The following is a 24,471-nucleotide window of genomic DNA, read 5'->3' on the forward strand; positions in this document are numbered from 1 at the left end:
TCTGTGGAGCTAAGGAGAATTGAACTCCTGACCTCCTGCATGCCATGCAGGCGCTCTACCAACTGAGCTATAGCCCCTCGCGGTGTTTCCGGCCCGGGGGCCGAACAAGAAGAACTTTAGCCTGCGACCAGCCGGAAAGTGAAATCCGCACCCGGCGGGCACCGAGGGCCGGACGGGCGCCCCTGGGCCGGGCCCCGAAGGGGCGCGGGGCTGTACCGACTTGCGGCTCCGCCGCGTGGGCGCGGCCGGCCACAACGGCCCCGCAGACGAAGTACCGCGCCCCGTAAGGGGCGCGGGGAACGGCGCGACCAGCCCCCACCGGCCCGCGCCCGCGGCGAAGCCGCACGTCGATGCAGCATCACCGTTCTTCCAGCGGAGCGCCTAGTCGTCGTCCCCCAGCACCGGCTCCGGCAGCGTGCCCGCGTTGTGCTCCAGCAGCCGCCAGCCACGGGCGCCCTCGCCGAGGACGGACCAGCAGCAGTTGGAGAGACCGCCCAGGCTCTCCCAGTGCTGGGACTCCAGGCCGAGGAGGCGGCCGATGGTGGTCCGGATGGTGCCGCCGTGGCTGACGACGACCAGCGTGCCGTTGTCGGGGAGCTTCTCGGCGTGCCGGAGCACCACGGGGGCCGCGCGGTCGGCGACCTCGCTCTCCAGTTCGCCCCCGCCCCGGCGCACGGGTTCGCCGCGCTTCCAGGCCGCGTACTCGTCGCCGTGCCGAGCGATGATCTCCTCGTGCGTCAGGCCCTGCCAGACGCCCGCGTACGTCTCGCGCAGTCCCTCGTCGTGCGTCACGTCGAGGCCGGTGAGCGCGGACAGCTCGCCCGCGGTGTTCGCCGCCCGCTGCAGGTCCGAGGCGACTATCGCGTCGGGGTTCAGGGACGCGAGCAGCCGGGCGGCGCGGCGGGCCTGGCCCACGCCGGTCTCGGTGAGCTCGACGTCCGTGGTGCCCTGGAAGCGCCGCTCCACGTTCCACGCGGTCTGCCCGTGCCGCCACAGGATGACGCGGCGCCCACGGCCCGCCGTCTTCCCGGTCTCGGACAGCGGCCTGCCGTCCGCCGCCGGAGACCCCGCACCGGCGCTCACCGCAGCTCTCCGCGCAGCTCGGCCTCGTCCTCCGAGTCCTGCAGCTTGGCGTGCTCCGCGCCCTTGCCGCGGGTCGCCTTGGCCTCGGCGGGCAGGTCGAGCTCGGGGCAGTCCTTCCAGAGCCGCTCCAGCGCGTAGAACACGCGCTCCTCGCTGTGCTGGACGTGCACCACGATGTCGACGTAGTCGAGCAGGATCCAGCGGGCGTCGCGGTCGCCCTCGCGGCGCACCGGCTTGGTGCCGAGCTCCTTGTTCAGCCGCTCCTCGATCTCGTCGACGATCGACTTGACCTGGCGGTCGTTGGGCGCGGAGGCCAGCAGAAAGGCGTCCGTGATCGACAGCACGTCGCTGACGTCGTACGCGATGATGTCGTGCGCGAGCTTGTCGGCGGCCGCCTGCGCGGCGGTGGTGATGAGCTCGATAGAGCGGTCAGTGGCGGTCACTACAAGGCTTTCCGTCGGCGGTCAGGGGTCCCCGAGGGGACACCCCAAGGGTCTCACGGACCGCCGACGGCACCCCACGTGATCGCCGGATCATGCCGCGGGCCCGGCCGGGGCCCGCCCCAGGGACCCCGGGCACCTCCCGATCACACCGCGGTCACCCGCTCGACGAGGCGCTGACCTCGTAGTTCTGCCCCAGCACCACCGACACATCGGCGTTCGACGTGACCTTGCCCTTCTGCACGGAACTCGTCGGCAGCCCCAGTGTCTTGGCGACCTCCTCCGCGTCCTGCTTCCTCGCGGCGTCGGCGTAGGTGATCTGCGACACGGCCTGCGCGGCGTCGGGCGTACCGCTGTCGACGAAGGTGTAGCCGCCGTTGAGCAGCACGACCCGGGCCTGCTCGGTGGCGTCCTCGTTGCCCGTGGCGTTGCGGATGCCGACCTGGACGGCCGCGCCCTTCTCGGGGCTCTTCGCGGTGCCGCCGAGCACGTCCTTGACGACGCTGTCGCTCGCCTGCGTGCTCAGCCTGCCGTCCGACTGGACCGGCAGCAGCGCTGTCTTGTAGTCGCCGTTCTTGGCCTGGTCGGCGAGTTTGGCCAGGAACGCGCCCAGGTCCTTGTCGCTCAGTGAGGGGTCGAGGATCTGCGCGAGCGTCTGCACGGTGGTCGTCGCGGCCTGCGGGTCCGACGACAGCTTGCGCAGCACTCCCTGCATGACCTGTCCGAACCGCTCCAGCTGCGCGTTCTGCGACTCCCCGGAGGCGCGGTACGTGGCGTACGCGACGGCCATCTTGCCGCTGAGCGTCTGGCCCTCGCCCTTGGTGACGAGGGGGGCCTCGCCCTTCTTCTTCGCGTCCGGGTCCGGCACGTCCGCATCGGTGTCGATGTCGATGTTGCCGACGAGCTCGACGAGGTTGTTGAGGTACGGGGTGTCGAGGCGCCAGGTGCCCTCGACGTCCGTCCCGAGCACGGTGTCGATCCCGTCGCGCGTCCCGGCGGAACCGTCGTCGTCGACCGACTTGGCGAGCGTGGTCGTGGTGCCGTCCTCGTCCGTGAGGGCAAGGGAGTTGGGCAGCAGAACGGTGGTGCCCCGCTTGGTCGTGGTGTTGTTGACGAGAAGCGCGGTCGAGGTGCCGCCGCCCTTGGTGTTGTGCAGATGGACGACGACCACGTCGCGCTTCTGGGCGCCGGCGGCGGCCGCCGTGCCGGACTTCGACTCCGCCGACGTGCCGGGCAGCTTCCCGGCGTACCAGAGGTAGCCCACGCCGCCGGCCGCGACCATCGCGAGCGCCACGACCAGGGCGACCACGCGGCCGCGGGCCCGGCGCCGGGCCTCCTCGCGCCGCTCGGTGCGGTTCTCGGTGAACTTCAGCCAGTCGATGACGTCTTCGGAGTCCTCCGGCGGCTCCTCGACGAAGGCGAACTGCTCGGTGCGGTAGTCCCGGGCCTCGTCCGTCCCGTCAGCGGGCGGCTCCGGCGACGGCCCGGCGGGTTCCGCGGGCCGCGCCTGCTGCGGGATGTAGGCGGTCTGCTCGGCGACCTGGGGCTGTTGCTGCCCGGTACCCGCGGCCTGCCCGTAGGGGTCGTACGCGGTCGGAGCCGCTCCCGCGGTTCCCGGAGTCCCCGTGCCGTAAGGGTCGTACGAGGAGGCCGGCTGCTGCTGTCCCTGCTGCCCGGCCGCGTACGGGTCGTACCCGTATCCCTGTCCGCCCTGTCCCGGGTGCTGCCCCTGCTGCTGCCCCCCGTAGGGGTCGTACGAGCCGTACCCCTGCGGGGCCTGGGAAGGCGGCGGGGCCTGCCGGTACACAGGCTGCCCGTACTCGTCGTAGCCGACGAGCTCGTACTGGTCGTCGCCGTACCCGGCGTCGTATCGGTCGTTCACCGGTGCCCCTCTCGGCTCACTCGCCGCGGTACAGCTCGCGCTTGTCGATGTAGCGCACCACGCCGTCCGGCACCAGGTACCAGACCGGGTCGCCGTTCGCGACCCTGGCACGGCAGTCCGTGGACGAGATGGCGAGCGCGGGGACCTCCACGAGCGAGACGCCGCCCTCCGGCAGCCCGGAGTCGGTCAGGACGTGGCCGGGCCGGGTGACCCCGATGAAGTGCGCCAGGGAGAACAGCTCTTCGGCGTCGCGCCAGGTGAGGATCTGGCCCAGCGCGTCCGCGCCGGTGATGAAGAAGAGGTCCGTGTCGGGGTTGAGCGCGCGCAGATCGCGCAGCGTGTCCGTCGTGTAGGTCGGACCGCCGCGGTCGATGTCGATGCGGCTCACCGAGAACTGCGGGTTCTCGGCGGTCGCGATGACCGTCATCAGATAGCGGTCCTCGGCCGGTGAGACCCGGCGGTCGGTCTTCTGCCAGGGCTGGCCGGTCGGCACGAACACCACCTCGTCGAGATGGAACTGGGCGGCGACCTCACTGGCCGCCACCAGGTGCCCGTGGTGGATCGGGTCAAACGTTCCGCCCATGACGCCCAGGCGACGCTTGCCCGGATTCGACGGGCCGTTTCCCGGGCCGCGCCGTACACCCTGCGCCATACCGCGCTCCGTGTCGCTCGCCGGACCGGTAGGCATGTCCTGCTCTCCCATGCGTGCAGACCCTACCGGCCCGGCCGACGGGCCCTGTCGCGCGGGCGTCAGCGGTCCCGGTTGAAGCGGGTGGTGATCCACAGCAGCAGCATCAGCGCGACGAAGGCACCGCCGCCGGTCAGGAGGGGGCTGAGGCTCTCGTGGTTGCCGCCGTGCTCCTCGCCCTCGGCGGCAAGTGTGACCAACTGGGCAGCGGTGCTGTGGAAGCTCATCTTCGGCAGGACCTATCCGATGGGGGTCCCCCCGCTCGAGCGAAGTCGAGAGTGGGGGAGGGCGGGATAAAGACTTCGGGACATCGTATGCGGGGGCTGTCGCCGACAGCACTCCGACTCCGCGGTCACTCCGACTCCGGCGTCGGGAACCTTCTGGCGGTCCTCAGTCGTCCCGTTTGTAGCCACGCAACAGGAACCAGCCGACCAGCACGCAGCCCACGACCATCACGATCAGCACGACCCGGAGGAGATTTCCCGCCCCCTGCTGCTCGGCGGCGCTCGCGGCCTGGGTGAGCCAGGACTCGGGGACATGCTCCATGACGTTCGACTCCTTCGCTGTACTGCCCGTCCACGGTATCTCCGCCTAGGCTGGGCCCCGCCTCGGGGGCCCAGAAGGCAATCCAACGCATGGGGGACCACATGCCAGAAGACAGCCACGAGAACGTACCGAGCAGGCAGCGCCGACGTTTCGAGGGGATCTCCTCCCGGGCGTACGAGCACCCCGCCGACCGCTCGGCCCTGGTCGCCCTGCGCAAGCTCAGCGGCTTCGACACCGTCTTCAAGGCGCTCAGCGGCCTGCTCCCGGAGCGCAGCCTGAGGCTGCTCTTCCTGTCGGACTCGGTGCGCGTCTCGGACGCCCAGTTCTCCCACCTGAACGACATGCTGCGCGACGCCTGTTACATCCTGGACCTGGAGAAGGTCCCGCCGATGTACGTCAACCAGGACCCGCAGCCGAACGCGATGTGCATCGGCCTGGACGAGCCGATCATCGTCGTCACCACCGGCCTCGTGGAGCTGCTCGACGAGGAGGAGATGCGTGCGGTCGTCGGCCACGAGGTGGGCCACGCGCTGTCCGGCCACTCCGTCTACCGCACGATCCTGCTCTTCCTGACCGGCCTCGCCCTGCGGGTGGCGTGGATCCCGCTCGGCAACCTCGCGATCATGGCGATCGTGACGGCCCTGCGCGAGTGGTTCCGCAAGTCGGAGCTGTCCGCGGACCGTGCGGGCCTCCTGGTCGGCCAGGACCTGAAGGCCTCGATGCGCGGCCTGATGAAGATCGCGGGCGGCAACCACCTGCACGAGATGAACGTGGACGCGTTCCTCGCCCAGGCCGAGGAGTACGAGGCCGGGGGCGACCTCCGCGACTCCGTGCTCAAGATCCTGAACGTGATGCCCCGCTCCCACCCCTTCACCACGGTCCGGGCGGCCGAGCTGAAGAAGTGGGCCGAGTCCCGCGACTTCCAGCGGATCATGGACGGCCACTACCCGCGCCGCGACGAGGACGGGAGCACCTCGGTCACGGACTCCTTCCGCCAGTCGGCGGCCAGCTACGCCAGCGATGTGAAGGACTCGAAGGACCCGCTGATGAAGCTGGTCAGCGACATCGCGGGCGGCGCGGGCGACCTCGGCGGCCGGGTGCGGCGCGGCTTCGGCGGCTTCGCGACCGGCTCGACCAAGACCCAGCCGCGAACCGAGACCCCCACCGACACCCCCGACGACGAGAGCCCCAACGGCAGCAACGGAAGCGGAACCACCTGATCACGTTCGGGCCGGGCGGTCCGAGCTGGAATCACAGCTTGGGCCGGGATCACGGCTTGAGCCGGGGTCACAGTTTGAGCCGGGATCACAACTTGGGCTGGGCACTGGCCGCCAGCGACCCGCACAGCGCCGTGGCACTGCCCGTGGCGTACGGGTCGGTGCCGGCCGGGCCGCCCGCCTTGCCCGTCTGTCCCGCGAGCAGCGGACGCAGCTGGTTCGTCGCGTCCTCGGCGCAGGCCAGCGGCCCGGCCTGGACGTACGAGACGACGACCTCGGTCTGCCGCATCCGCAGGTCGTCGCGGTCGAACCGGAAGTGCAGCTCGCGCCGGACGGTGAACAGCGAGGCCTTGGTGTCCTTGTCCGAGCCGGCCGGCCGCAGCGCGTAGACGAAGGTGTGGTCGGCGCTGACCTCAAGGGTGTCGGAGTCGGTCTCGGCGGCCGCCAGCGTGCCCTGCACCCGGATCTTGGGGTCGGCCAGCTCGACCTTTTTCGGGTCGAAGCGGACCAGCCAGCCGGTGGGCGCGTGCCGCCCGTCCGCGACGGGGTGCTCGAAGCTCTGGTCGAACTGGTCGAGCTGCTGCGGATCGAGCAGTATCCGTACGGACCGGGTGGCGCCGCCGGTGAGGACGTCCGGGTCGAGCGCGGACTCGACGAGGTAGTCCTTGGCCGTGGTCAGGGCGGTGACGACCTGGCTGTCCGAGAAGTGCTCGGTGCGCCGGGAGGCGGGCATCGTGATGCCGTCGGCGCCGATGCGGAACTGGTCGGCCGGGCTGTGCGCGTACAGCGCCTCGGTGTCGGCGGCGCCGGGCACGGCGCTCTGCGGCGCGAGCGGTATCACCGTCATCCGCAGCGGCTCGGGCGGCTTCGCGGTGGGGGTCTGGTACGGGTGGCGTACACCCATGTAGATCGCGGTGCCGAAGGCCACGGCGATCAGCAGGACGAGGATCAGCGCCTGCCGGGACAGTCCGCGGCGCAGTGGCGCGCGGCGGCGGACGGCCGGGGCGTGGTCGGCGATCCGCTCCTGGGCGGAGAACTCCTGGAGTCGGGCAGCACGGACGAACGACTCGTCGAAGACGACGGATCGGTACTCCTCCTCGCCACCGCCGGGGGCACCCTCGGGTGTCCCTTCAGGTGGGTCTCCAGGCCCGCCCATACATTCAGAGTAGGTCTCCTGGACCTCCGGTAAACGCCCTGGTACACGACAAGTTCTGACAGGTTCTCACCAGGGTCGTCACGGCATCCCGGACCGGCCCCGCAGGCTGCGGCGCAGGGATTTCAAACCTGTTCCGGGACCTGGCTTCGACCGGCTCCGGACCTGGTGTCACGGCGTGCGCGGCTCCGCCGAGAAGGCCGGCTGGGAGTAGTCGGCGGAGGCCGAGGGGCCCACTCCGGTGCCCTGTTCGAGTCCGGTGGAGGTGGGCGGCGTGACATGGTCCCGGCTGCCCGAGGAACCGCCCCGGTAGACCGCCGTGAAGGCGAGCGCGACCATGCCGATGCCCATCACGAGGGCGAGCATCCAGGCGACGGGGCGATGCCAGCGGGCCTGTTTCCCGTACGTCCCCGGGCTGCCGTAGCCGCCGTGCAGGACGTCGCGGTCGTCGAGGTCGTCCAGCTCCGGGTCGTGGCCGAAATCAGGGCGGCCGTCGGGCCCGAAGCCGTCCTCGTAGAGCTCGTCGTCGCCGCGCATGCCCCGGGAGTGCGCCCGGCGCGCCTCCGCCTCGGAGGCCTCGGCTCTCGCCTGCGCGGCGGACAGGAGGCGCTCGACGGCGGTCGGCTCGTGAACCGTAGCCGCCCGTACGAAGGCCTCGTCGAAGACCACGGAGGCGAACTCTTCGTCCGCACCCCCGCGGTCGCGGTCGTCGTCGGGCTCCCAGCCGTCAGGAAACGGCGTGCCCCCCACGTCCTCCGGCACGGATCCAGAGTAGACCGGGGTGGTCAATTTGGGCAGACGGTACGGAAATTCATCCGCCTGGCGAGACGTTTTCCCCGAGTGTTCCGCGGGATTCCCCGCGGGTCTCTCCGGGCGGGCTCAGCGCCGGATGTGTCCGTCGCCCGTGACGATGTACTTCGTGCTCGTCAGCTCCGGCAGCCCCATCGGCCCCCGCGCGTGCAGCTTCTGCGTGGAGATGCCGATCTCGGCGCCGAAGCCGAACTGGCCGCCGTCCGTGAAGCGCGTGGACGCGTTCACGGCGACCGTCGTCGAATCCACCAACTGGGTGAACCGGCGGGCCGCCTGCTGCGAGGTGGTGACGATCGCCTCGGTGTGCCCGGAGCTCCAGAGCCTGATGTGCGCCACGGCCTTGTCGAGCGAGTCGACGACGGCGGCCGCGATGTCGTACGACAGGTACTCGGTGTCCCAGTCCTCGGTCGTGGCCTCCACGACGGTCGCCCTGGAGTCCTTGGCGTACGCGAGGACACGCTCGTCGGCGTGCACGGTGACCCCGGCGTCCGCGAGGGCGTCGAGGGCGCGCGGCAGGAACTCGGGCGCGATGTCCTGGTGCACCAGGAGCGTCTCGGCGGCGTTGCAGACGCTGGGCCGCTGCGCCTTGGAGTTGATCAGGATGTCGATCGCCATGTCGAGATCGGTCTGCGCGTCCACGTACACGTGGCAGTTGCCGGTGCCCGTCTCGATGACCGGGACGATCGACTCCTGGACGACCGTGCGGATCAGCGAGGCGCCGCCGCGCGGGATGAGCACGTCGACGAGGCCACGGGCCCGCATCAACTCCCGTACGGACTCCCGGCCTTCACCCGGTACGAGCTGTACGGCGTCGGCGGGCAGGCCCGAGCCGCCGACCGCGTCGCGCAGCACCCGGACGAGCGCGGTGTTGGACTCGTACGCCGAGGACGAGCCGCGCAGCAGCACCGCGTTGCCGGACTTCAGGCACAGGGCGGCCGCGTCGACGGTCACGTTCGGCCGGGCCTCGTAGATGATCCCGACCACGCCGAGCGGGACGCGGACCTGCCGCAGGTCGATGCCGTTCGGCAGGGTCGAGCCGCGGACGACCTCGCCGACCGGGTCGGGCAGCGCCACCACGTCGCGCACGTCGGAGGCGATCGCACGGATCCGCTCGGGGGTGAGCGTCAGCCGGTCGATGATCGACTCGCTGGTGCCCGCCTCCCGGGCGCGCTCGACGTCCTTGGCGTTGGCCTCGACGATTTCGCTCGTACGGACTTCCAGCGCGTCCGCGATCGCGAGCAGCGCGTCGTCCTTCTCGGCCCGCGGCAGCGGAGCGAGGTCGGCGGCGGCGGCCTTGGCACGGTAGGCGGCCTGGGTGACCGGGGACATCGAGTCGTACGGAGAGAGCGTGGTCATAACACGCAGGGTAGTGCGCCCGCGAGAGCCGCTCAGCCGTTGTCCCATACCGCGAGACGCGGGCCGACACAGGCTTTAGTCCCGCTTTAGTCCGGCCCTAGAAAGGGTGTACGCCCACGGGGGTCGCCGGCAGGGGCCCGTAGCCCTCCGCGATCCGCTGGTGGTAGGTCTCGCGGTCGATGACCTCCAGGCCGACGATCTCCCAGGGCGGCAGCTTCGCGGTCTGGCGGTGCTCGCCCCACAGGCGCAGCGCGACCGCCGCCGCGTCGTGCAGATCACGGGCCTCCTCCCAGTAGCGGATCTCCGCGTGGTCGTTGGCGTACCGGCTGGTCAGCAGAAAGGGATGGTCGTGGGCCAGCTGTTCGAGCGCTCGCCTGACCTCCTTCAGCGGGGCCTCGCCGCCCGAGACGCTCAGCGTGACGTGCCACAGCCGCGGCAGGTCACGCGGGTCCTCGCCCTCGTACGTGTCGCCGGCCGCGACGCTGGTGAGGGCCCGCTCCTCGCCGACCGGACGGGAGCCGACACCACCGCGGGACGCCGCCGCCCCAGGGCGCACTCGTCTCACGACGGCCTCCTTTACGCATGGGTCCGCTCGGACTCCGGGGGTCTCCCTGAAACAAAGTTGAGCAGGTGGGGCGGCTCCGTGGGGCGGTTTTACGGAACGTCCACCGGCGAGGGCCGCCCTTTCGGCCGTTTACGGGTGCAGCAGCACCAGATCGTCCCTGTGTACGACTTCCCGTTCGTACGCGGGACCCAACTCGCGGGCCAGCTCGTGCGTGGAGCGGCCGATCAGCTGCGGGATCTCTTTCGCGTCGAAGTTGACCAGGCCCCGGGCGACCGCGTGCCCCGCGCTGTCGCGCAGCTCGACGGGGTCGCCCGCGACGAAGTCGCCCTCGACGGCCGCGATGCCCGCGGGCAGCAGCGAGGTGCGCCGCTCGACGACCGCGCGCACCGCCCCGTCGTCGAGCGTGAGCGCGCCCTGCGGGGTGGACGCGTGCTGGAGCCACAGCAGCCGGTCGGCGGAGCGGCGCCCGGTGGCGTGGAAGTACGTGCCGGTGTCGCGCCCCGCCAGGGCGTCGGCCGCGTGCACGGCGGAGGTGAGGACGACCGGGATGCCGGCCGCGGCCGCGATCCGGGCCGCCTCGACCTTGGTGACCATGCCGCCGGTGCCGATACCCGCCTTGCCCGCGCTGCCGATGTCGACGTGGGCGAGGTCCGCCGGGGTGCGCACCTCCGCTATCCGCGACGTGCCGGGCCTGCTGGGGTCGCCGTCGTACACCCCGGCCACGTCGGACAGGAGGACCAGCAGGTCGGCGCGTACGAGGTGGGCGACGAGTGCGGCCAGCCGGTCGTTGTCGCCGAAGCGGATCTCGTCCGTGGCAACCGTGTCGTTCTCGTTGACGACCGGCAGGGCGCCCATCGCGAGGAGCTTGTCGAGGGTGCGGGAGGCGTTGCGGTGGTGGGCGCGGCGGCTCATGTCGTCGGAGGTGAGCAGCACCTGGCCGACGCGGATGCCGTAGCGGGCGCAGGAGGCGGTGTAGCGGGCGACCAGCAGGCCCTGGCCGACGCTGGCGGCGGCCTGCTGGCGGGCGAGGTCCTTGGGGCGGCGGCGCAGGCCCAGGGGGGCGAGACCGGCCGCGATGGCACCGGACGAGACGAGGACGATCTCCCGCTCCCCGCCGCTGCGGCTCTTGGCGAGTACGTCCACGAGGGCGTCCACGCGGTCGGCGTCGAGGCCTCCCATCGCGGTGGTCAGCGACGAGGACCCCACCTTGACGACGATCCTGCGCGCTTCCGCCACGTCCTGTCTTGCTGCCGCCTGCGTTGCCGCTGACACGCTTTACCCCAATGTTCCGACCAGCCCGGTCTGTGCAATCTACGGGAGGGCGGGCCCTGGACGCCCCCGCGTTTCGAGTGGCGGGACGCCATGGGTGATCATAGGAACCAAGAAGCGGGCAGTCATTGGAAGACGTATCCCGCGCCTCACTGGTTCCCTTCCGTTTCATCCGATTTTCGGTGGTACGTCCTACGGAAGATTGCTAGGCGGGGCGCGGAAGTCATACGGTCAGTGGTCAACCTCTTCTTTTGCGAAGCCTTACCGGCTTCGTGAGGTCACCACCTCCCACGCGCTTCTCCCCCCATCCGTCGCACCCCTCGCAGGAGCCCATTCCGTGCCCTCCGCCGGACTCGCCCCCCGCCGCATCGTGCAGCTGTCCGCACTGTTCGCGATGTTCGCGCTCTTCACGGCCCAGATCATCTCCGCTCTGCTGCCGAACGTCCCGGTGTTCATCGCCGCGAGCGCGGGCGGCCTCGCCCTCGACGTGTATCTGCAGTACCGCAACCCCGGACTGCTGGCACTGCTGAGCAAGGTCCGCTTCGACATCACGGTCCGGCAGCTGCTGCGCGACATGCTGATCCTGGTGGGGCTCCTGAGGATCGAGGACATCAACCCGACGCGCGAGCAGGCGCCGCTGCTGATCGCCCTGTGCGTCTTCTACGCCCTGCACTTCGCCTGCCAGGCCGCCGCGATCATGGTCCGCCGCACCCGTACGCTGCCGATCGTCACCCGCAACATCGACGCGTCCGCGCTGCACCTGACCGCCGCGCCGCCGCGCATCCTGGCCCGCCGGCCGGGCCACCGCCTGCTCACCTTCTCCATCCCGACCACGATCGGCCTGATGGTCACCGCGGCCACCACGGACGCGTACTGGGGCGGTATCGGTCTCGGCGTCTCCATCGCCATGATCGGCGGCGGCACCTTCTTCCTCGCCACCTGGCTGCTCCCGAAGAAGCGCGCCAAGAGCGAGCAGAAGGTCATGGAGTGGCTGGACAAGTGGCTGGCCGGCTACCAGCCGACCGTGGCCATGTACTTCTCGGGCGGTACGACCTCCGCGTACCAGGCGAACATGTGGCTCTCCACCCTCTCCGCCGTCGACGCGAAGCCGCTGATCGTGCTGCGTGAGCGGTTCATGGTGCAGAAGATCGACGCGACCGACGTGCCGATCATCTGCTTCCCCAAGGTCTCGACGATGTTCTCGCTGGAGAACTCGACGCTGAAGATGATGCTGCACCCGGCCAACGCCGCGAAGACCTCGCAGGTCCTGCGCATCCCCACGGTCAAGCACGCCTTCATCAACCACGGCGAGAGCGACAAGCTGTCCTCCTGCAACCCGTACGCGAAGGCGTACGACGAGGTGTGGGTGGCAGGCCCCGCGGCCCGCGAGCGGTACGCGCTGGCCGAGGTCGGCGTCGAGGACAAGGACATCGTGGAGGTGGGCCGCCCGCAGCTGGCGCCGATCCGCCCCTTCTCCGGCGCGCCCACCGGCACATACACGACCGTGCTGTACGCGCCCACCTGGGAGGGCTGGGACGGCAACCCGGGCAACACGTCGGTGGTGCTGGCCGGCGAGAACGTCGTCCGCGGGCTCCTCGCCGACGAGGGCGTACGGCTCCTCTACAAGCCGCACCCGATGACCGGTTCCGTCGACCCGCGCGCGGGCGCCGCGAACGAGCGCATCAAGGCGATGATCCGCGAGGCCAACACCAAGCGGTCGGGCGCCCGTCCGGACGCCGGTGCCGCCGCCGAACTGACGCGCCGCACGGCCGAGTTGGACAAGCTCACGTCCACCGCCTTCCGGGAGAGCGCGGACGAGATGGAGCGGATGCTGATCCAGGGCACGCCGCGGGGCAGCCGCGAGGCCGCCATCGTCGAGGCCACGCTGGCCTGGGAGAAGGCGTACTGGGCGTCCTTCCCGGAGTGGGAGCACCAGATCATCACGGACGCGCGGCCGGCCATCTTCGCCTGCTTCAACCAGGCGGACCTGCTGATCAGTGACGTCTCGTCGGTCGTCTCCGACTGGCTGTCGAGCGAGAAGCCGTACGCGGTCGCCAACACCTCGGGGATGCCCGAGGCGGCGTTCCGTGCGGGCTTCCCGACGGTGTCCGCCGGCGTCATCCTCACGCCGGGCGCCGAGGGCGTACCGGCGCTCCTGGAGTCCGTGCGGCACCCGGAGAAGGACCACTTCACGGCGGCCCGCGCCGAGCTCAAGGAGCACCTGCTCGGCCCCTCCGACCCGCCGTCGCTGGCCCGCTTCAACGCGGCGATCGACGACCTGTGCACGGCGGCCGACGAGCGGCGCGGGCGGATGGAGTCGCGGCTCGCCGCGGAGATTCCCTCGCCGCGGTCCGCGGCGGAGGATGCCGCTGAGGAGGCTGCGCAGGAGCCCAACGGTGCGGAGGACTCCGTCAATGCTTAGCCGTTGACGCGTGAGCGAGTGAGAACGAGGGCCCCGGAGAATCTCCGGGGCCCTCGTTCTCGTGCGTGGTGTTGCGTACGTGTTCGGCTGCGGGCCGGTGGGGGCTTGTCGCGCAGTTCCCCGCGCCCCTTACGGGGCGCGACCAGCCCCCACCGGCCTGCACGATGCCTAGCCCTCGAACGGCTCGAAGTCGTCGAATTCCTTTTCCGAGTCGTCCCGCTCCGCCTGCTTGTCGCGGCGGCGGGTGACGGCGGGGCGCGGGGCCTCGAAGCGGTGGTCCTCACCACGGCGGCCCAGCATTTCGGCACCGGCCATGACCGTGGGCTCCCAGTCGAAGACGACCGCGTTGTCCTCGGGGCCGATGGCGACGCCGTCGCCCGAGCGGGCGCCCGCCTTCATCAGGGACGCTTCGACGCCGAGGCGGTTGAGGCGGTCGGCGAGGTAGCCGACGGCCTCGTCGTTGCTGAAGTCGGTCTGACGGACCCAGCGCTCGGGCTTCTCACCGCGCACGCGGAAGAGGCCGTCCTCCTCCTGGACCACCGTGAAGCCGGCGTCGTCGACCGCCTTCGGGCGGATGACTACGCGGGTGTCCTCTTCCTGGGGCTTCGCCGCGCGTGCCTTCGCGACCACGTCGGCGAGGGCGAAGGACAGCTCCTTCAGGCCGGTGTGGGCCACCGCGGACACCTCGAAGACGCGGTAGCCGCGTGCCTCCAGGTCCGGGCGGACCATCTCGGCCAGCTCCTTGCCGTCCGGTACGTCGATCTTGTTGAGGACGACGAGCCGCGGACGGTTGCCGAGGCCGCCGTACTGCTTCAGCTCCTCCTCGATCATGTCGAGGTCGGAGATCGGATCACGCTCGGACTCTAGGGTCGCGGTGTCGAGGACGTGCACCAGGACCTCGCAGCGCTCGACGTGGCGCAGGAACTCCAGGCCCAGGCCCTTGCCCTGGCTGGCACCGGGGATGAGGCCCGGCACGTCGGCGATCGTGTAGACCGTCGAACCGGCCGTCACCACACCGAGGTTGGGGACGAGGGTCGTGAACGGGTAGTCCGCGATCTTCGGCTTGGCGGCCGACAGCACGGAGATGAGCGACGACTTGCCCGCGCTGGGGAAGCCGACGAGCGCCACGTCGGCGACCGTCTTCAGCTCAAGGACGATGTCCTGGAGGCCACCGGGCACGCCGAGGAGCGCGAAGCCGGGCGCCTTGCGGCGGGCCGAGGACAGCGCCGCGTTGCCGAGGCCGCCCCGGCCGCCCTCCGCGGCCACGTACGTCGTCCCGTGGCCCACCAGGTCCGCGAGGACGTTCCCGGCCTTGTCATGGACGACCGTGCCGTTCGGCACCGGCAGGACCAGGTCCTGGCCGTCCTTGCCTGACCGGTTGCCGCCCTCGCCGGGCTTGCCGCTGGTGGCCTTGCGGTGCGGGGAGTGGTGGTAGTCGAGGAGCGTCGTGACCGACTGGTCGACGACCAGGATCACGTCGCCGCCACGGCCGCCGTTGCCGCCGTCGGGTCCACCGAGCGGCTTGAACTTCTCCCGGTGGACGGAGGCACAGCCGTGGCCCCCGCTACCCGCGGCGACATGCAGCTCGACGCGGTCCACGAAGGTGGTCATGGGATGTGCCTCCAGTTACGTACGAAAAATCTCTGCTCAGCAGATTCCAGATCAGTTGATCTCTGCTCAGTTGAAACACGCGAAAGGCGGACCCGCTTCCCGAACGGGAAGTGAGGTCCGCCTCGCGAAAGATCCGGTCAGGCGACCGGAACGATGTTCACGACCTTGCGGCCACGGTGCGTACCGAACTCGACCGCACCGGCGGCCAGCGCGAACAGCGTGTCGTCCTTGCCACGGCCGACGCTCGCGCCGGGGTGGAAGTGGGTGCCACGCTGGCGGACCAGGATCTCACCGGCGTTGACGACCTGACCGCCGAAGCGCTTCACGCCGAGCCGCTGAGCATTGGAGTCGCGACCGTTCCGGGTGGACGATGCGCCCTTCTTGTGTGCCATCTCTCCTCAGTCCCTTACTTCGCAGCCGCGGGGATCTCAGTGACCTTGATCGCCGTGTACTGCTGGCGGTGGCCCTGACGACGGCGGTAGCCGGTCTTGTTCTTGTAGCGAAGGATGTCGATCTTGACGCCCTTGTGGTGGTCCACGATCTCGGCCTGGACCTTGATGCCGGCAAGCACCCACGGGTCGCTGGTGACCGCGTCACCGTCGACAACGAGCAGGGTCGAGAGCTCGACCGTGTCGCCGACCTTGGCCGTGGGAATCTTGTCAACCTCAACGGTGTCGCCGACAGCAACCTTGTGCTGGCGACCACCGCTGCGCACGATGGCGTACACGCGGATCTCTCTCTCACTCGAAATCGGAATCCCCGCAGTCCAGCCGCCGACAGAAGCAGGCGGCCTCTCCCGGGGCGCGAGCCATCGGGAGGAAGAGGTTTACGGGAATGCGGCATATCTATGGACACGCCGAGGGTCAAGGTTACGGGGCCCCGACCTGGGGGTCAAACCGGGTCCGGGCCGTGCCCCGACCCGGTCCGCGCGGGGCCTACGCGATCGGCTTCTCGCCGTCCGCGGGCAGCGGCTTCACGCCCTTGCACAGGTCCGTGGCGTCCGCGGTGCCCGGGTAGGCGACCTTGGCCACCCGGTCGAAGTGGATCCGGTACATGTCGTGCACGGAGTCGTCGTCGACCTTCACGATCGACTCGTCGTTCTCGCGCAGCGCGGGGCCCGTGTAGTTCCCCGAGCCGGTGAAGCTGACCTTGTTCTTCACGCCGTCGTACATGCCGTCGACGAGGATGTACTTGGAGTGGATGATGTACGGCACCGAGAGCTTCTGGCCGGGGTTCAGCGGGTCCCGTTCGTCGTTGTAGCAGCGCACGGTCGGGCCGCCGGTGGTGTGCATCTTCTCCCAGGTCCCCGCGGTACCGCCGGTGCTCTTGGCGCTGTCCGACTCCGCGTAGACGATGCTCACGGAACAGCCCGCCTTCTTCAGCGAGACCAGCTTCTCGGCGATCGCCAAGCGGGTGATCTTGAAGATCGCCACCCGGACCCTGGTCGACTGGGTGACGCCCGCGGTGTCCTTGTACTTGCAGGTGACGTTGTTGAGCACCGAGTACACCGTGTCGGTGTCCCGGGTGTTGCCGGCCCGCGGGAAGAAGTACGCCTTGTAGCGGCCGTTGCTCACCGTGCGGTAGTTCCAGGACTGCCAGTCCTGCCCGACCATCGAGTCGAAGTAGTCCGCGTACGCGTCGTACATCGTCGGGTTGTTGGGCAGCAGCAGCGCGTCGTTGAAGAAGCGGGTGTGCGCGGACGGCGTGGAGTTCGACGTCGTCTCGACGACCACGTTCGTGGCGCCCTGGACCGCGGAGAACAGCCAGAACTTGTTGTGCATGATCGACTGCCCGAACTTCGGGTCGCCGAGACAGGACTTGTTCTCCGGACAGGTCGAGACGTACGAGCCCTGCGTACGGTCCGTGCCGAGCCCCGAAGCGAGCGTGCTGTACGCCGTGTTGGCCGGGCGGTCGCTGATGCTGGACTCGTCGAGCAGGACCTGCACGTTCACGCCGCGGTTCCTGGCGGCGACGAGGGCGTTGACGACCCCGGCCTCCCAGATGTGGTAGACCGCGACCTTGATCGTGGAGCCGGGCAGCGCGGCGTCGGTCAGCTCGATCAGCCGTGTGCGGATCACGGTCTGCTGGGCGGTGTCCGTACTGAGCGGATCGTTGAAGATCGGCCCCTCGGTCCACGTCGGGTTGTCCACGGCATCCGCGGTCCCCGCCGACGTGGCGACCTGGACACCCGCCGCGGAGAGCACCGTGGCCAGCGCGACGGCCTGCCGCCCTCCCCTGACCGGCTTCACGGCACGGTGCCGCCCAGTGCCCTGCAGGCGCACGCGCGCCATGAGATCCCCTCCCTGACACGTGTGAGCGTTCTCCCCAACGCGCACGCGTGTGTTCATGCGAATGACCGAGTGAGTTTTGCACGCAGATGATCGCGTTCCAAGAGGCGGGGGGTGAATGTGAGATCTGTGATGCCCCTGAAAACATGTCAGGGCATACCAAACCGGGCGGCCCGTACGGCAGTTCACTCCCCTGGTCAGGAGTACGCCGACGCCCCCTGACCGGCGGAGTGACCGCTGGTCAGGGGGCGTCGTGGACGAGGCGCGTGCCTCGGGTGCGGTGCTCAGTCCTCGTCGGTGGCGGCCGAGACCGTGGACGGCGTCTGCTGTGACGCCGCCGCGGTCTTCTTCGACGTCGACTTCGCGGCCGTCTTGGCGGTCTTCGTCGCCTTCTTGGCCACGGTCTTCTTGGCGGCGGTCTTCTTGGCCGTCGTCGTCTTCTTGGCGGCGGTCTTCTTGGCGGCCGCCTTCTTGGCCGTCTTACGGGCCGTCTTCTTGGCCGGGGCCGCCTCCTGCTCGCCGGAAGCCTCCGTGGTGGCCTCCGCGGGCGCCTCGGCCGGCTTCTCGGCCGCCTGTGCCGGAGCCTCCGCCGGGGCCGAGGGGACGACCATGACGGCCGACTCCTCGGACGCGGTGGGCGCGGTGGCCTTACGGACCGCACGACGGCGCGCACGGGGCGGCGCGGCACTGTCGGCGACGGGCTCCGCCTTCGGCTCGGCCTCGGCGACCGGCTCGGCCTTGGGCTCGGCGGGCGCGGCGACCGGCTCGGTGACGGTCACCACGGTCTCCTCGGCCGCGTTGGGCGAACCGGCCGGCGCGGAGACCTTGCGGGTCGCCCGACGGCGGGTACGGCCCTTGGGCGCGGCGTCGTCGGCGGCCGGGGCCTCGACGACCGGCGCCTCGACGACCGGATCCTCGGCGGCGACGGGCTCGGCGTGCGCGACGGCCGCCGGCTCCGGCTGCACGGGGCGCGCGGTCTCCTCCTCCGGCGTCACGGTCTGAGCGGTCGGAGCCTCGGCCCGGCGCTCGGACCTGCGGGACTCGGACCTCGGAGCACCCGCCGGAGCGGACGCGCGCCGGCTGGTACGGCGCCGCGAGCGGCCACGGGTGGCCGCGGCCTCGGCCTCGGCGGCGCTGCTGTACAGATCCTCGTCCGGCACGAAGGCGGGTTCGGGCAGGGCGACGGGCTCGGCGACCTCCGCGGCGACCTCGTCCACGGTCTCAGCCGCCTCGATCGTCTCGATCGGCTCGATCGTCTCCGGCTCGTGCGTGTGCTCCTGCTCGGCGCCGCCACGGCCGCGCTTCTTGCGCTTGCCGCCGCCTCCGGCGGAGGTCGGCTGCTCCATGTGCACGATCACGCCACGGCCGTTGCAGTGCACGCAGGTCTCGGAGAACGACTCCAGCAGGCCCTGGCCGACCCTCTTTCGGGTCATCTGGACGAGGCCCAGCGAGGTGACCTCGGCCACCTGGTGCTTCGTACGGTCGCGTCCCAGGCACTCCAGGAGGCGGCGCAGCACCAGGTCGCGGTTGGACTCCAGGACCATGTCGATGAAGTCGATGACGACGATGCCGCCGAGGTCGCGCAGCCGCAGCTGGCGCACGATCTCCTCGGCCGCCTCCAGGTTGTTCCTGGTGACCGTCTCTTCGAGGTTGCCGCCCTGACCGGTGAACTTTCCGGTGTTGACGTCGATGACGATCATGGCTTCGGTCTTGTCGATCACGAGGGAGCCGCCGGACGGCAGCCAGACCTTGCGGTCGAGCGCCTTGGCGAGCTGCTCGTCGATCCGGTACGTCGCGAAGACGTCGACCTCGGAGGTCCACCTCGACAGGCGGTCGGCCAGGTCGGGCGCGACATGGGCGACGTACCCGTGGATGGTCTCCCACGCCTCGTCGCCGCTGACGATGACCTTGGTGAAGTCCTCGTTGAAGATGTCGCGGACCACGCGGACGGTCATGTCCGGCTCGCCGTAGAGCAGCGTCGGCGCGTTCGAGCTGCCGCCGCTCTTCGCCTTCTTCTGGATGTCCTCCCACTGCCCCTGCAGCCGCTCGACGTCACGGCGCAGCTCGTCCTCGCTGGCGCCCTCGGCCGCGGTGCGCACGATGACGCCCGCGTCCTCGGGGACGATCTTCTTGAGGATGGTCTTCAGACGCGCGCGCTCGGTGTCGGGCAGCTTGCGGCTGATGCCGGTCATCGAGCCCTCGGGCACGTAGACCAGGTAGCGGCCGGGCAGCGAGACCTGGCTGGTCAGGCGGGCACCCTTGTGGCCGATCGGGTCCTTCGTGACCTGCACGAGGACCGACTGGCCGGACTTCAGCGCGCTCTCGATGCGGCGGGGGCCGTTGGCCATGCCCAGCGCCTCGAAGTTGACCTCACCGGCGTAGAGCACCGCGTTGCGGCCCTTGCCGATGTCGATGAAGGCGGCCTCCATCGACGGCAGCACGTTCTGGACCTTGCCCAGGTAGACGTTGCCGACGTACGAGGTCGACTGCTCCTTGTTGACGTAGTGCTCCACGAGCACGTTGTCCTCAAGGACGCCGATCTGGGTGCGCTCGCCGCTCTGGCGGACGACCATCACACGCTCGACGGCCTCGCGGCGGGCCAGGAACTCGGCCTCGGTGATGATCGGAACGCGACGGCGGCCCTGCTCACGCCCTTCACGACGGCGCTGCTTCTTCGCCTCCAGGCGAGTCGAGCCCTTGATGGACTGCACCTCGTCCGAGGCGTCGGTCCGCTCTTCCTTCTTGGTGCGCGGCTCACGGACCTTGACGACCGTGCGCTCGGGGTCGGCCTCGGCCGGCTCGGCGTCGACGGGCGCGTCACCGGCACGACGGCGACGGCGGCGACGGCGACGGCTGCTGCTGGAGCCGCCGGCGTCCTCGCGGTCGTCCTCGTCGGCGTCCTCAGCGTCCTCGTCGGTCCGCCCGGCGGTGTCCTCGGCGTCCTGGCCCGTCTGCTCGGACGCGTACTCGTCGCTGTCCGCGGAGTCACCGTCCGACTCGGCGGACTCACCCCGGCGACGGCGCCGGCCACCGCGGCGACGGCGCCGACGCGAGCCGGTGTCCTCGGACTCGTCACCCTCGGCGGCGTCCTCGGCGGACTCCTCGTCGCCCTGCTCGTCGATCTCGGGGGCCGTGGGGGTCTCGACGACCTCCGCGGCGGCGGGCTCCTCCGCCACTGCCTTCCGGCGGCGGCGCCGACGCGGTCCGCCGGTCTCCTCCTCGGGGGCGGGAGCCTGCTGGACCTGCTGCTGGACCGGCTCGGCGGCCTCCTCGGCCTCTTCCGGCTCCTCGACGGACCCGGCAGCGGCGGCGGCCGCGGCGCGCTCCGGCGTCTGGAACATCGGCTCGGTGAAGACGGGCGCCTGGAACACGGCGACGGCGGGTCGCCGCGCCGGACGGCGCCCGGACTCCTCCTCGGTCTCCTCGGGCTCCACTGCCTTCTGCGGCGCGGGCGCGGAGAAGCCGCCGGCCGCCTTGCGCGTGGCCCGGCGCCTGGCACGCCGCGGGGTGGCGTCCTCGGTCTCGGCGGGGGTCTCGGCCTCGGCGGCCCGGTCGTTCCTGGCAGCGGCCACGGGGGCCTCCCTGCGCTCGTCGCGGACAACGGCCTCGGTGGGCTCGGTCGCGGTGGATGCCGCGGCGCGTTCCGCCTTCGGCGTGGTGGCGCGGCGGGTGGGCTCGGCGGCGTCCTCTGCGGGCGCCTCCGCTGTCTCGGATGTCTCCGCCTGCGGCGCGCCGGCGGGCGCGGTGGCGCGGCGCGTGGCACGACGGCGCGTACGGCGAGGAGCGGCGTCCTCGGCCTCGACGGCCGGGGCCTCTTCGGCGGCCGGGGCGGGGGTGGTGGCCTGGGCGCCGACGGGCTCATCGGCCTCGTCGGACGCGGTGGTCACGGGGGTTTCGGTGGCCACCGGGGCCTCGGTGTCGGCCGCCTGCGGCGCCCCCGCGGGAGCGGACGCACGCCGAGTGGCACGACGACGCGAACGCGGCGCCGGGGCTACGGCCTCCTCGGCCACAGGCTCAGCGGCAGACACCGGCACCTCGGGCTCCGCCTCCACGGCCGGAGCGACGGCAACCGTCTCAGACACGGGCGCCTCGCCGCCTGGCGCGGCAGCAGACCCGCTGGTCTCCGCCGACTCGGCGCCCTGCGGCGCGCCGGCGGGAGCGGACGCACGCCGAGTGGCACGACGACGCGAACGCGGAGCGGGAGCGGCCTCTTCGGCCACGGGCTCAGCGGCGGACACCGGCACCTCGGGCTCCGCCTCCACGGCCGGAGCCGCGACAACGGTCTCGGACACGGCCGCCTCATCACCCGACGCGGCGGACCCACTGGTCTCCGCCGACTCGGCCGCCTGCGGGGTACCGGTGGGAGCAGACGCACGCCGAGTGGCACGACGACGCGAACGCGGAGCGGGGGCGACCTCTTCGGCCACGGGTTCCGCCACCGGTTCGGGTTCCGCCACTGGTTCGACCACGGCCTCAGCGGGCGCGGTCTCCACCTGGGCGGCCGCCGTCTCGACGGTCTCGGCCGTCTCAGCTGTGTCTTCGGGCTCCTCCGTCGCGAGATCGGCGGAGCTCACGGCCGGTATGGCCGGCGCGGTGGTCTCTGCCGCGGCCTCGGAGGCCGCCGAGGGCGGTCCTGCGGGCCGCGACGCGGCACGGCGGCGCCTGCGCGGCGGCAGCGTGTCGCTGGGGGTGTTGTTCTCGGAACCCTCAACGGGTTCGGTCGGCTCGAGCATGCGGGTGGATCTCCCGTCAGGCTCCCGGGCGCCGCACCTGGTCCGGTGACGTCCGCGGCTCGCGCGATGCGCGGTGCCGCCGTCCGGGGCGCGGGCGCCGCACGGGAGCTCTCTGTGTCCTGTCTCGCCGGTTCCGTACGCCATGTGTGCGTACGGCCTGGCGAAAGTCTTCTGGTCGGTGCGCTGCCCGACCCAGGTGGCTCCCGGATACAAGGGCGGCGCTTCGACGTACGTCCTTACGCGGGACCTTCCGGCACCGGCGCCTTCGCGGCGGCAGTGATCGCGTCCCCGGAAAAAGCTCCTGGGGCGGCTGCCACTGCCTCGCGGTCGGGCGCGAGCGGGTCGGTCACCGTGCCGGTCTCTTCATCGAAAAGCCCCTGCGCCAGCCTGGTCACCGCTGCGGGGACCGGCGGCGCCAGGTCGGCCACAGCTCGGAGACCGGACAGGACGTCGTCGGGTCGAACGGCAGGCGTCACGTGCCGAACAACCAGCCGCAGTATCGCACAGGGCTGGTCGGTCGGCCTATCGGCCTGTGGACTGTCGGCCTCGGACTGCTCAGACCGTGCCGTGTGCACCTCCAGGCTCGCGACAGCGCCGCGGGCGTCGAAGGTACGCATGCCGTTCTTCGTCTTGCGCTGTACCTCGACCGCGTCGGCCGACTTGAAGGCGTCGACCGCGCGCTCCGCGTCCTCGGGTGCCACGCCGTCGAGGCGCAGTTCCCACACGGAAGCCGTGAGCCGGTCGGCGAGACCCGACGTACGGGCCTCCACCGCGTCGATGATGTCGAGCCCGGCGGGCAGCGACTCGTCGAGGAGCTCGCGCAGCTTGTCGGGATCGCGCGCGTCGGTGAGCGCGATCTCCAGGTACTCGGCCTCACTGCCCGTGCCGGTGGGTGCGGCATTGGCGTACGACACCTTCGGGTGCGGCGTGAACCCCGCCGAGTACGCCATGGGCACCTCGGAGCGGCGCAGCGCACGTTCGAAGGCACGCTGGAAGTCACGGTGGCTGGTGAACCGGAGGCGGCCGCGCTTGGTGTAGCGCAGTCGGATGCGCTGCACCGCGAGTGCGGGCGGCGGGCCTTCGGGCTGTCGCTTGCCCAGTGTCGTTCAGTCCTTCGTGAGAGCGGTCGTACTGCTACCTAGAGTACGTGTCCCGTCGGCCGGCGGTTCCCGCCGGGAGCGACCGGGCCCGGGTCACAGGTGCCCGCCGGGCTTGGCCAGGCTCACCGGTTCGGGATCGCTCCGGGGCTCGGCCAACGGCACCGGATCGGGTTCCCGGGGTGCTCCGAACAGCATCCGCCGGATGTCGGCCCGGGTCTGCCGGGCCGTCTCACGGGCGCTCGCCAGGGCCTGCCGGGTGGCGCGCCCCACACTCCGGGCGGCCTGCGCCGCGGGCCGCCAGACGGTGTCCCGTACGAGGTGTCCGACGGGGGTGAGCACGCACTTGTACACCCATCGCACCGGCTCCACGAAGATCCACCGGAAGAGTCGTCCGAGGAACCGCCCGACGGCGAGCGACACATACCCGGCGACCCGCCACGCGTGCCCCAGTGCCTCGCCGATCTCGCGGGCGACCACGGCGAGGGCCCGCCCGACCGGCGCGAGCACCCATCGCCACAGGGCGACCGCGGGCACGACGAAGATCCACCGCAGGAGGGTCCCGATCCCCACCGCGAGCAAGGTCACCCCCGCCCAGATCCCGCGCCCCACCCATGTCATACCGGCCCACAGTCCCCCACCGACCCATGTCATGCCGCCCCACAGACCCCCACCGACCCATGTCATGCCGCCCCACAGACCACGGGAGACCCACACGACGCCGGCCCACACGCCACTGGCGACCCACACGACCCCGGTCCAGATCCCCCGGGAAACCCATGTCACGCCCGCCCACACACCGAGGCAGACCCATGTGATCCCACCCCACAGACCCCGCGCGACCCAGGCCAGCCCGGCCCCGAAGCCCAGGGCCGCCCAGGCGATTCCCCGCCCGATCGGCGCGAGCAGCCACCGGTGCAACGCGCCCGCGGGGGTGACCACCAGCACCCGCCACAGCCAGGCGCACCCGGCCCCGATCCCCCGCAACACCCACACGACACCGTGTCCGAGCGGCGTCAGCACCGCCTCGTACAGCCACCCGGCGGGCACGACGAGCAGCACATGGCCGAGCCAGACCAGCGCCTTCCCCACCGGCACGACCACGTACCGCCACAACCCCACCCACGGCCAGACGAACACCGCCTTGCCCAGCCACAACAGCACGTGTCCGAGACCGGTCAGCAGCCACCCGATCGCCCGCCCCACCGGCCGGAACACCGTATCCGTGAGGAACCGCCCGACGACGACCAGCGCGTCCCACACCATCCGCACCGGCAGGACCAGCAGGAACACCACGATCCGCACCGGAAT

At 71.1% G+C, this 24,471-nt stretch carries 20 protein-coding genes and 1 tRNA gene; 2 read left to right on the forward strand and 19 right to left on the reverse strand.

What is annotated here, in order from left to right; translation table 11 throughout:
* Positions 1-4: 4 nt before the first annotated feature.
* From AB0I18_RS26740 to AB0I18_RS26770, 7 genes are all read right to left on the reverse strand, one after another.
* A tRNA-Ala gene (locus AB0I18_RS26740) sits at positions 5-77 on the reverse strand.
* A gap of 304 nt (positions 78-381) precedes the next feature.
* A complete protein-coding gene (locus AB0I18_RS26745) occupies positions 382-1,041 on the reverse strand; it encodes a histidine phosphatase family protein (protein ID WP_363108159.1) in 660 nt (219 codons plus the stop codon).
* Between the two features lie 38 nt (positions 1,042-1,079).
* Positions 1,080-1,526 carry a ribosome silencing factor gene (rsfS, locus tag AB0I18_RS26750; protein ID WP_363108119.1) on the reverse strand — a complete coding sequence of 149 codons (447 nt, stop codon included), beginning with the start codon at positions 1,524-1,526 and terminating at the stop codon, positions 1,080-1,082.
* A 154-nt stretch (positions 1,527-1,680) separates the two neighbouring features.
* Entirely contained in the window at positions 1,681-3,405 is a 1,725-nt protein-coding gene (locus tag AB0I18_RS26755; protein ID WP_363108120.1) for an LCP family protein, read from the reverse strand.
* A gap of 16 nt (positions 3,406-3,421) precedes the next feature.
* Complete coding sequence (gene nadD / locus AB0I18_RS26760) at positions 3,422-4,108, reverse strand: nicotinate-nucleotide adenylyltransferase (protein ID WP_363108121.1); 687 nt, start codon at positions 4,106-4,108, stop codon at positions 3,422-3,424.
* Positions 4,109-4,155: 47 nt separating this feature from the next.
* A complete protein-coding gene (locus AB0I18_RS26765; protein ID WP_363108122.1) occupies positions 4,156-4,320 on the reverse strand; it encodes a hypothetical protein in 165 nt (54 codons plus the stop codon).
* 163 nt (positions 4,321-4,483) lie between these two features.
* A complete protein-coding gene (locus tag AB0I18_RS26770; RefSeq protein ID WP_363108123.1) occupies positions 4,484-4,639 on the reverse strand; it encodes a hypothetical protein in 156 nt (51 codons plus the stop codon).
* Positions 4,640-4,728: 89 nt separating this feature from the next.
* Between AB0I18_RS26770 and AB0I18_RS26775 the strand changes: the two genes are divergently transcribed.
* Complete coding sequence (locus AB0I18_RS26775; RefSeq protein WP_363108124.1) at positions 4,729-5,859, forward strand: M48 family metallopeptidase; 1,131 nt, start codon at positions 4,729-4,731, stop codon at positions 5,857-5,859.
* Positions 5,860-5,944: 85 nt separating this feature from the next.
* Here AB0I18_RS26775 and AB0I18_RS26780 read toward each other — a convergent pair whose 3' ends face one another.
* From AB0I18_RS26780 to proB, 5 genes are all read right to left on the reverse strand, one after another.
* Positions 5,945-7,012, reverse strand: a complete 1,068-nt coding sequence (locus tag AB0I18_RS26780; protein WP_363108125.1) for a hypothetical protein — start codon at positions 7,010-7,012, stop codon at positions 5,945-5,947.
* Positions 7,013-7,180: 168 nt separating this feature from the next.
* Positions 7,181-7,771, reverse strand: a complete 591-nt coding sequence (locus AB0I18_RS26785) for a hypothetical protein (RefSeq protein WP_363108126.1) — start codon at positions 7,769-7,771, stop codon at positions 7,181-7,183.
* Positions 7,772-7,888: 117 nt separating this feature from the next.
* Positions 7,889-9,175 carry a glutamate-5-semialdehyde dehydrogenase gene (locus AB0I18_RS26790; protein ID WP_363108127.1) on the reverse strand — a complete coding sequence of 429 codons (1,287 nt, stop codon included), beginning with the start codon at positions 9,173-9,175 and terminating at the stop codon, positions 7,889-7,891.
* Between the two features lie 97 nt (positions 9,176-9,272).
* Positions 9,273-9,731 (reverse strand): hypothetical protein, encoded by a 459-nt coding sequence (locus AB0I18_RS26795; protein ID WP_363108160.1) that lies wholly within the window; start codon positions 9,729-9,731, stop codon positions 9,273-9,275.
* Between the two features lie 138 nt (positions 9,732-9,869).
* Positions 9,870-10,976 (reverse strand): glutamate 5-kinase, encoded by a 1,107-nt coding sequence (gene proB, locus AB0I18_RS26800; protein ID WP_363108128.1) that lies wholly within the window; start codon positions 10,974-10,976, stop codon positions 9,870-9,872.
* Between the two features lie 370 nt (positions 10,977-11,346).
* On the opposite strand from proB, the gene AB0I18_RS26805 reads away from it, so the two are divergent.
* Positions 11,347-13,431 (forward strand): hypothetical protein, encoded by a 2,085-nt coding sequence (locus AB0I18_RS26805; protein ID WP_363108129.1) that lies wholly within the window; start codon positions 11,347-11,349, stop codon positions 13,429-13,431.
* Between the two features lie 168 nt (positions 13,432-13,599).
* Here AB0I18_RS26805 and obgE read toward each other — a convergent pair whose 3' ends face one another.
* The 7 genes from obgE to AB0I18_RS26840 form a co-directional block, all read right to left on the reverse strand.
* Positions 13,600-15,042, reverse strand: a complete 1,443-nt coding sequence (obgE, locus tag AB0I18_RS26810) for a GTPase ObgE (protein WP_363108130.1) — start codon at positions 15,040-15,042, stop codon at positions 13,600-13,602.
* A 137-nt stretch (positions 15,043-15,179) separates the two neighbouring features.
* Positions 15,180-15,434, reverse strand: coding sequence for a 50S ribosomal protein L27 (gene rpmA / locus AB0I18_RS26815; RefSeq protein ID WP_006374707.1), 255 nt, complete (start codon positions 15,432-15,434; stop codon positions 15,180-15,182).
* A gap of 14 nt (positions 15,435-15,448) precedes the next feature.
* Positions 15,449-15,769 carry a 50S ribosomal protein L21 gene (gene rplU, locus AB0I18_RS26820; protein WP_329223829.1) on the reverse strand — a complete coding sequence of 107 codons (321 nt, stop codon included), beginning with the start codon at positions 15,767-15,769 and terminating at the stop codon, positions 15,449-15,451.
* Between the two features lie 208 nt (positions 15,770-15,977).
* A complete protein-coding gene (locus AB0I18_RS26825; RefSeq protein WP_363108131.1) occupies positions 15,978-17,333 on the reverse strand; it encodes a phospholipase D-like domain-containing protein in 1,356 nt (451 codons plus the stop codon).
* Between the two features lie 281 nt (positions 17,334-17,614).
* Positions 17,615-22,063 carry an Rne/Rng family ribonuclease gene (locus tag AB0I18_RS26830; protein ID WP_363108132.1) on the reverse strand — a complete coding sequence of 1,483 codons (4,449 nt, stop codon included), beginning with the start codon at positions 22,061-22,063 and terminating at the stop codon, positions 17,615-17,617.
* 236 nt (positions 22,064-22,299) lie between these two features.
* Positions 22,300-23,121, reverse strand: coding sequence for a TIGR03936 family radical SAM-associated protein (locus AB0I18_RS26835; protein WP_363108133.1), 822 nt, complete (start codon positions 23,119-23,121; stop codon positions 22,300-22,302).
* A gap of 135 nt (positions 23,122-23,256) precedes the next feature.
* Positions 23,257-24,465 carry a hypothetical protein gene (locus tag AB0I18_RS26840; RefSeq protein ID WP_363108134.1) on the reverse strand — a complete coding sequence of 403 codons (1,209 nt, stop codon included), beginning with the start codon at positions 24,463-24,465 and terminating at the stop codon, positions 23,257-23,259.
* Positions 24,466-24,471 lie beyond the last annotated feature (6 nt).

Origin of the sequence: Streptomyces sp. NPDC050704 (genome assembly GCF_040654355.1) — a bacterium.
Lineage (GTDB): Bacteria > Actinomycetota > Actinomycetes > Streptomycetales > Streptomycetaceae > Streptomyces.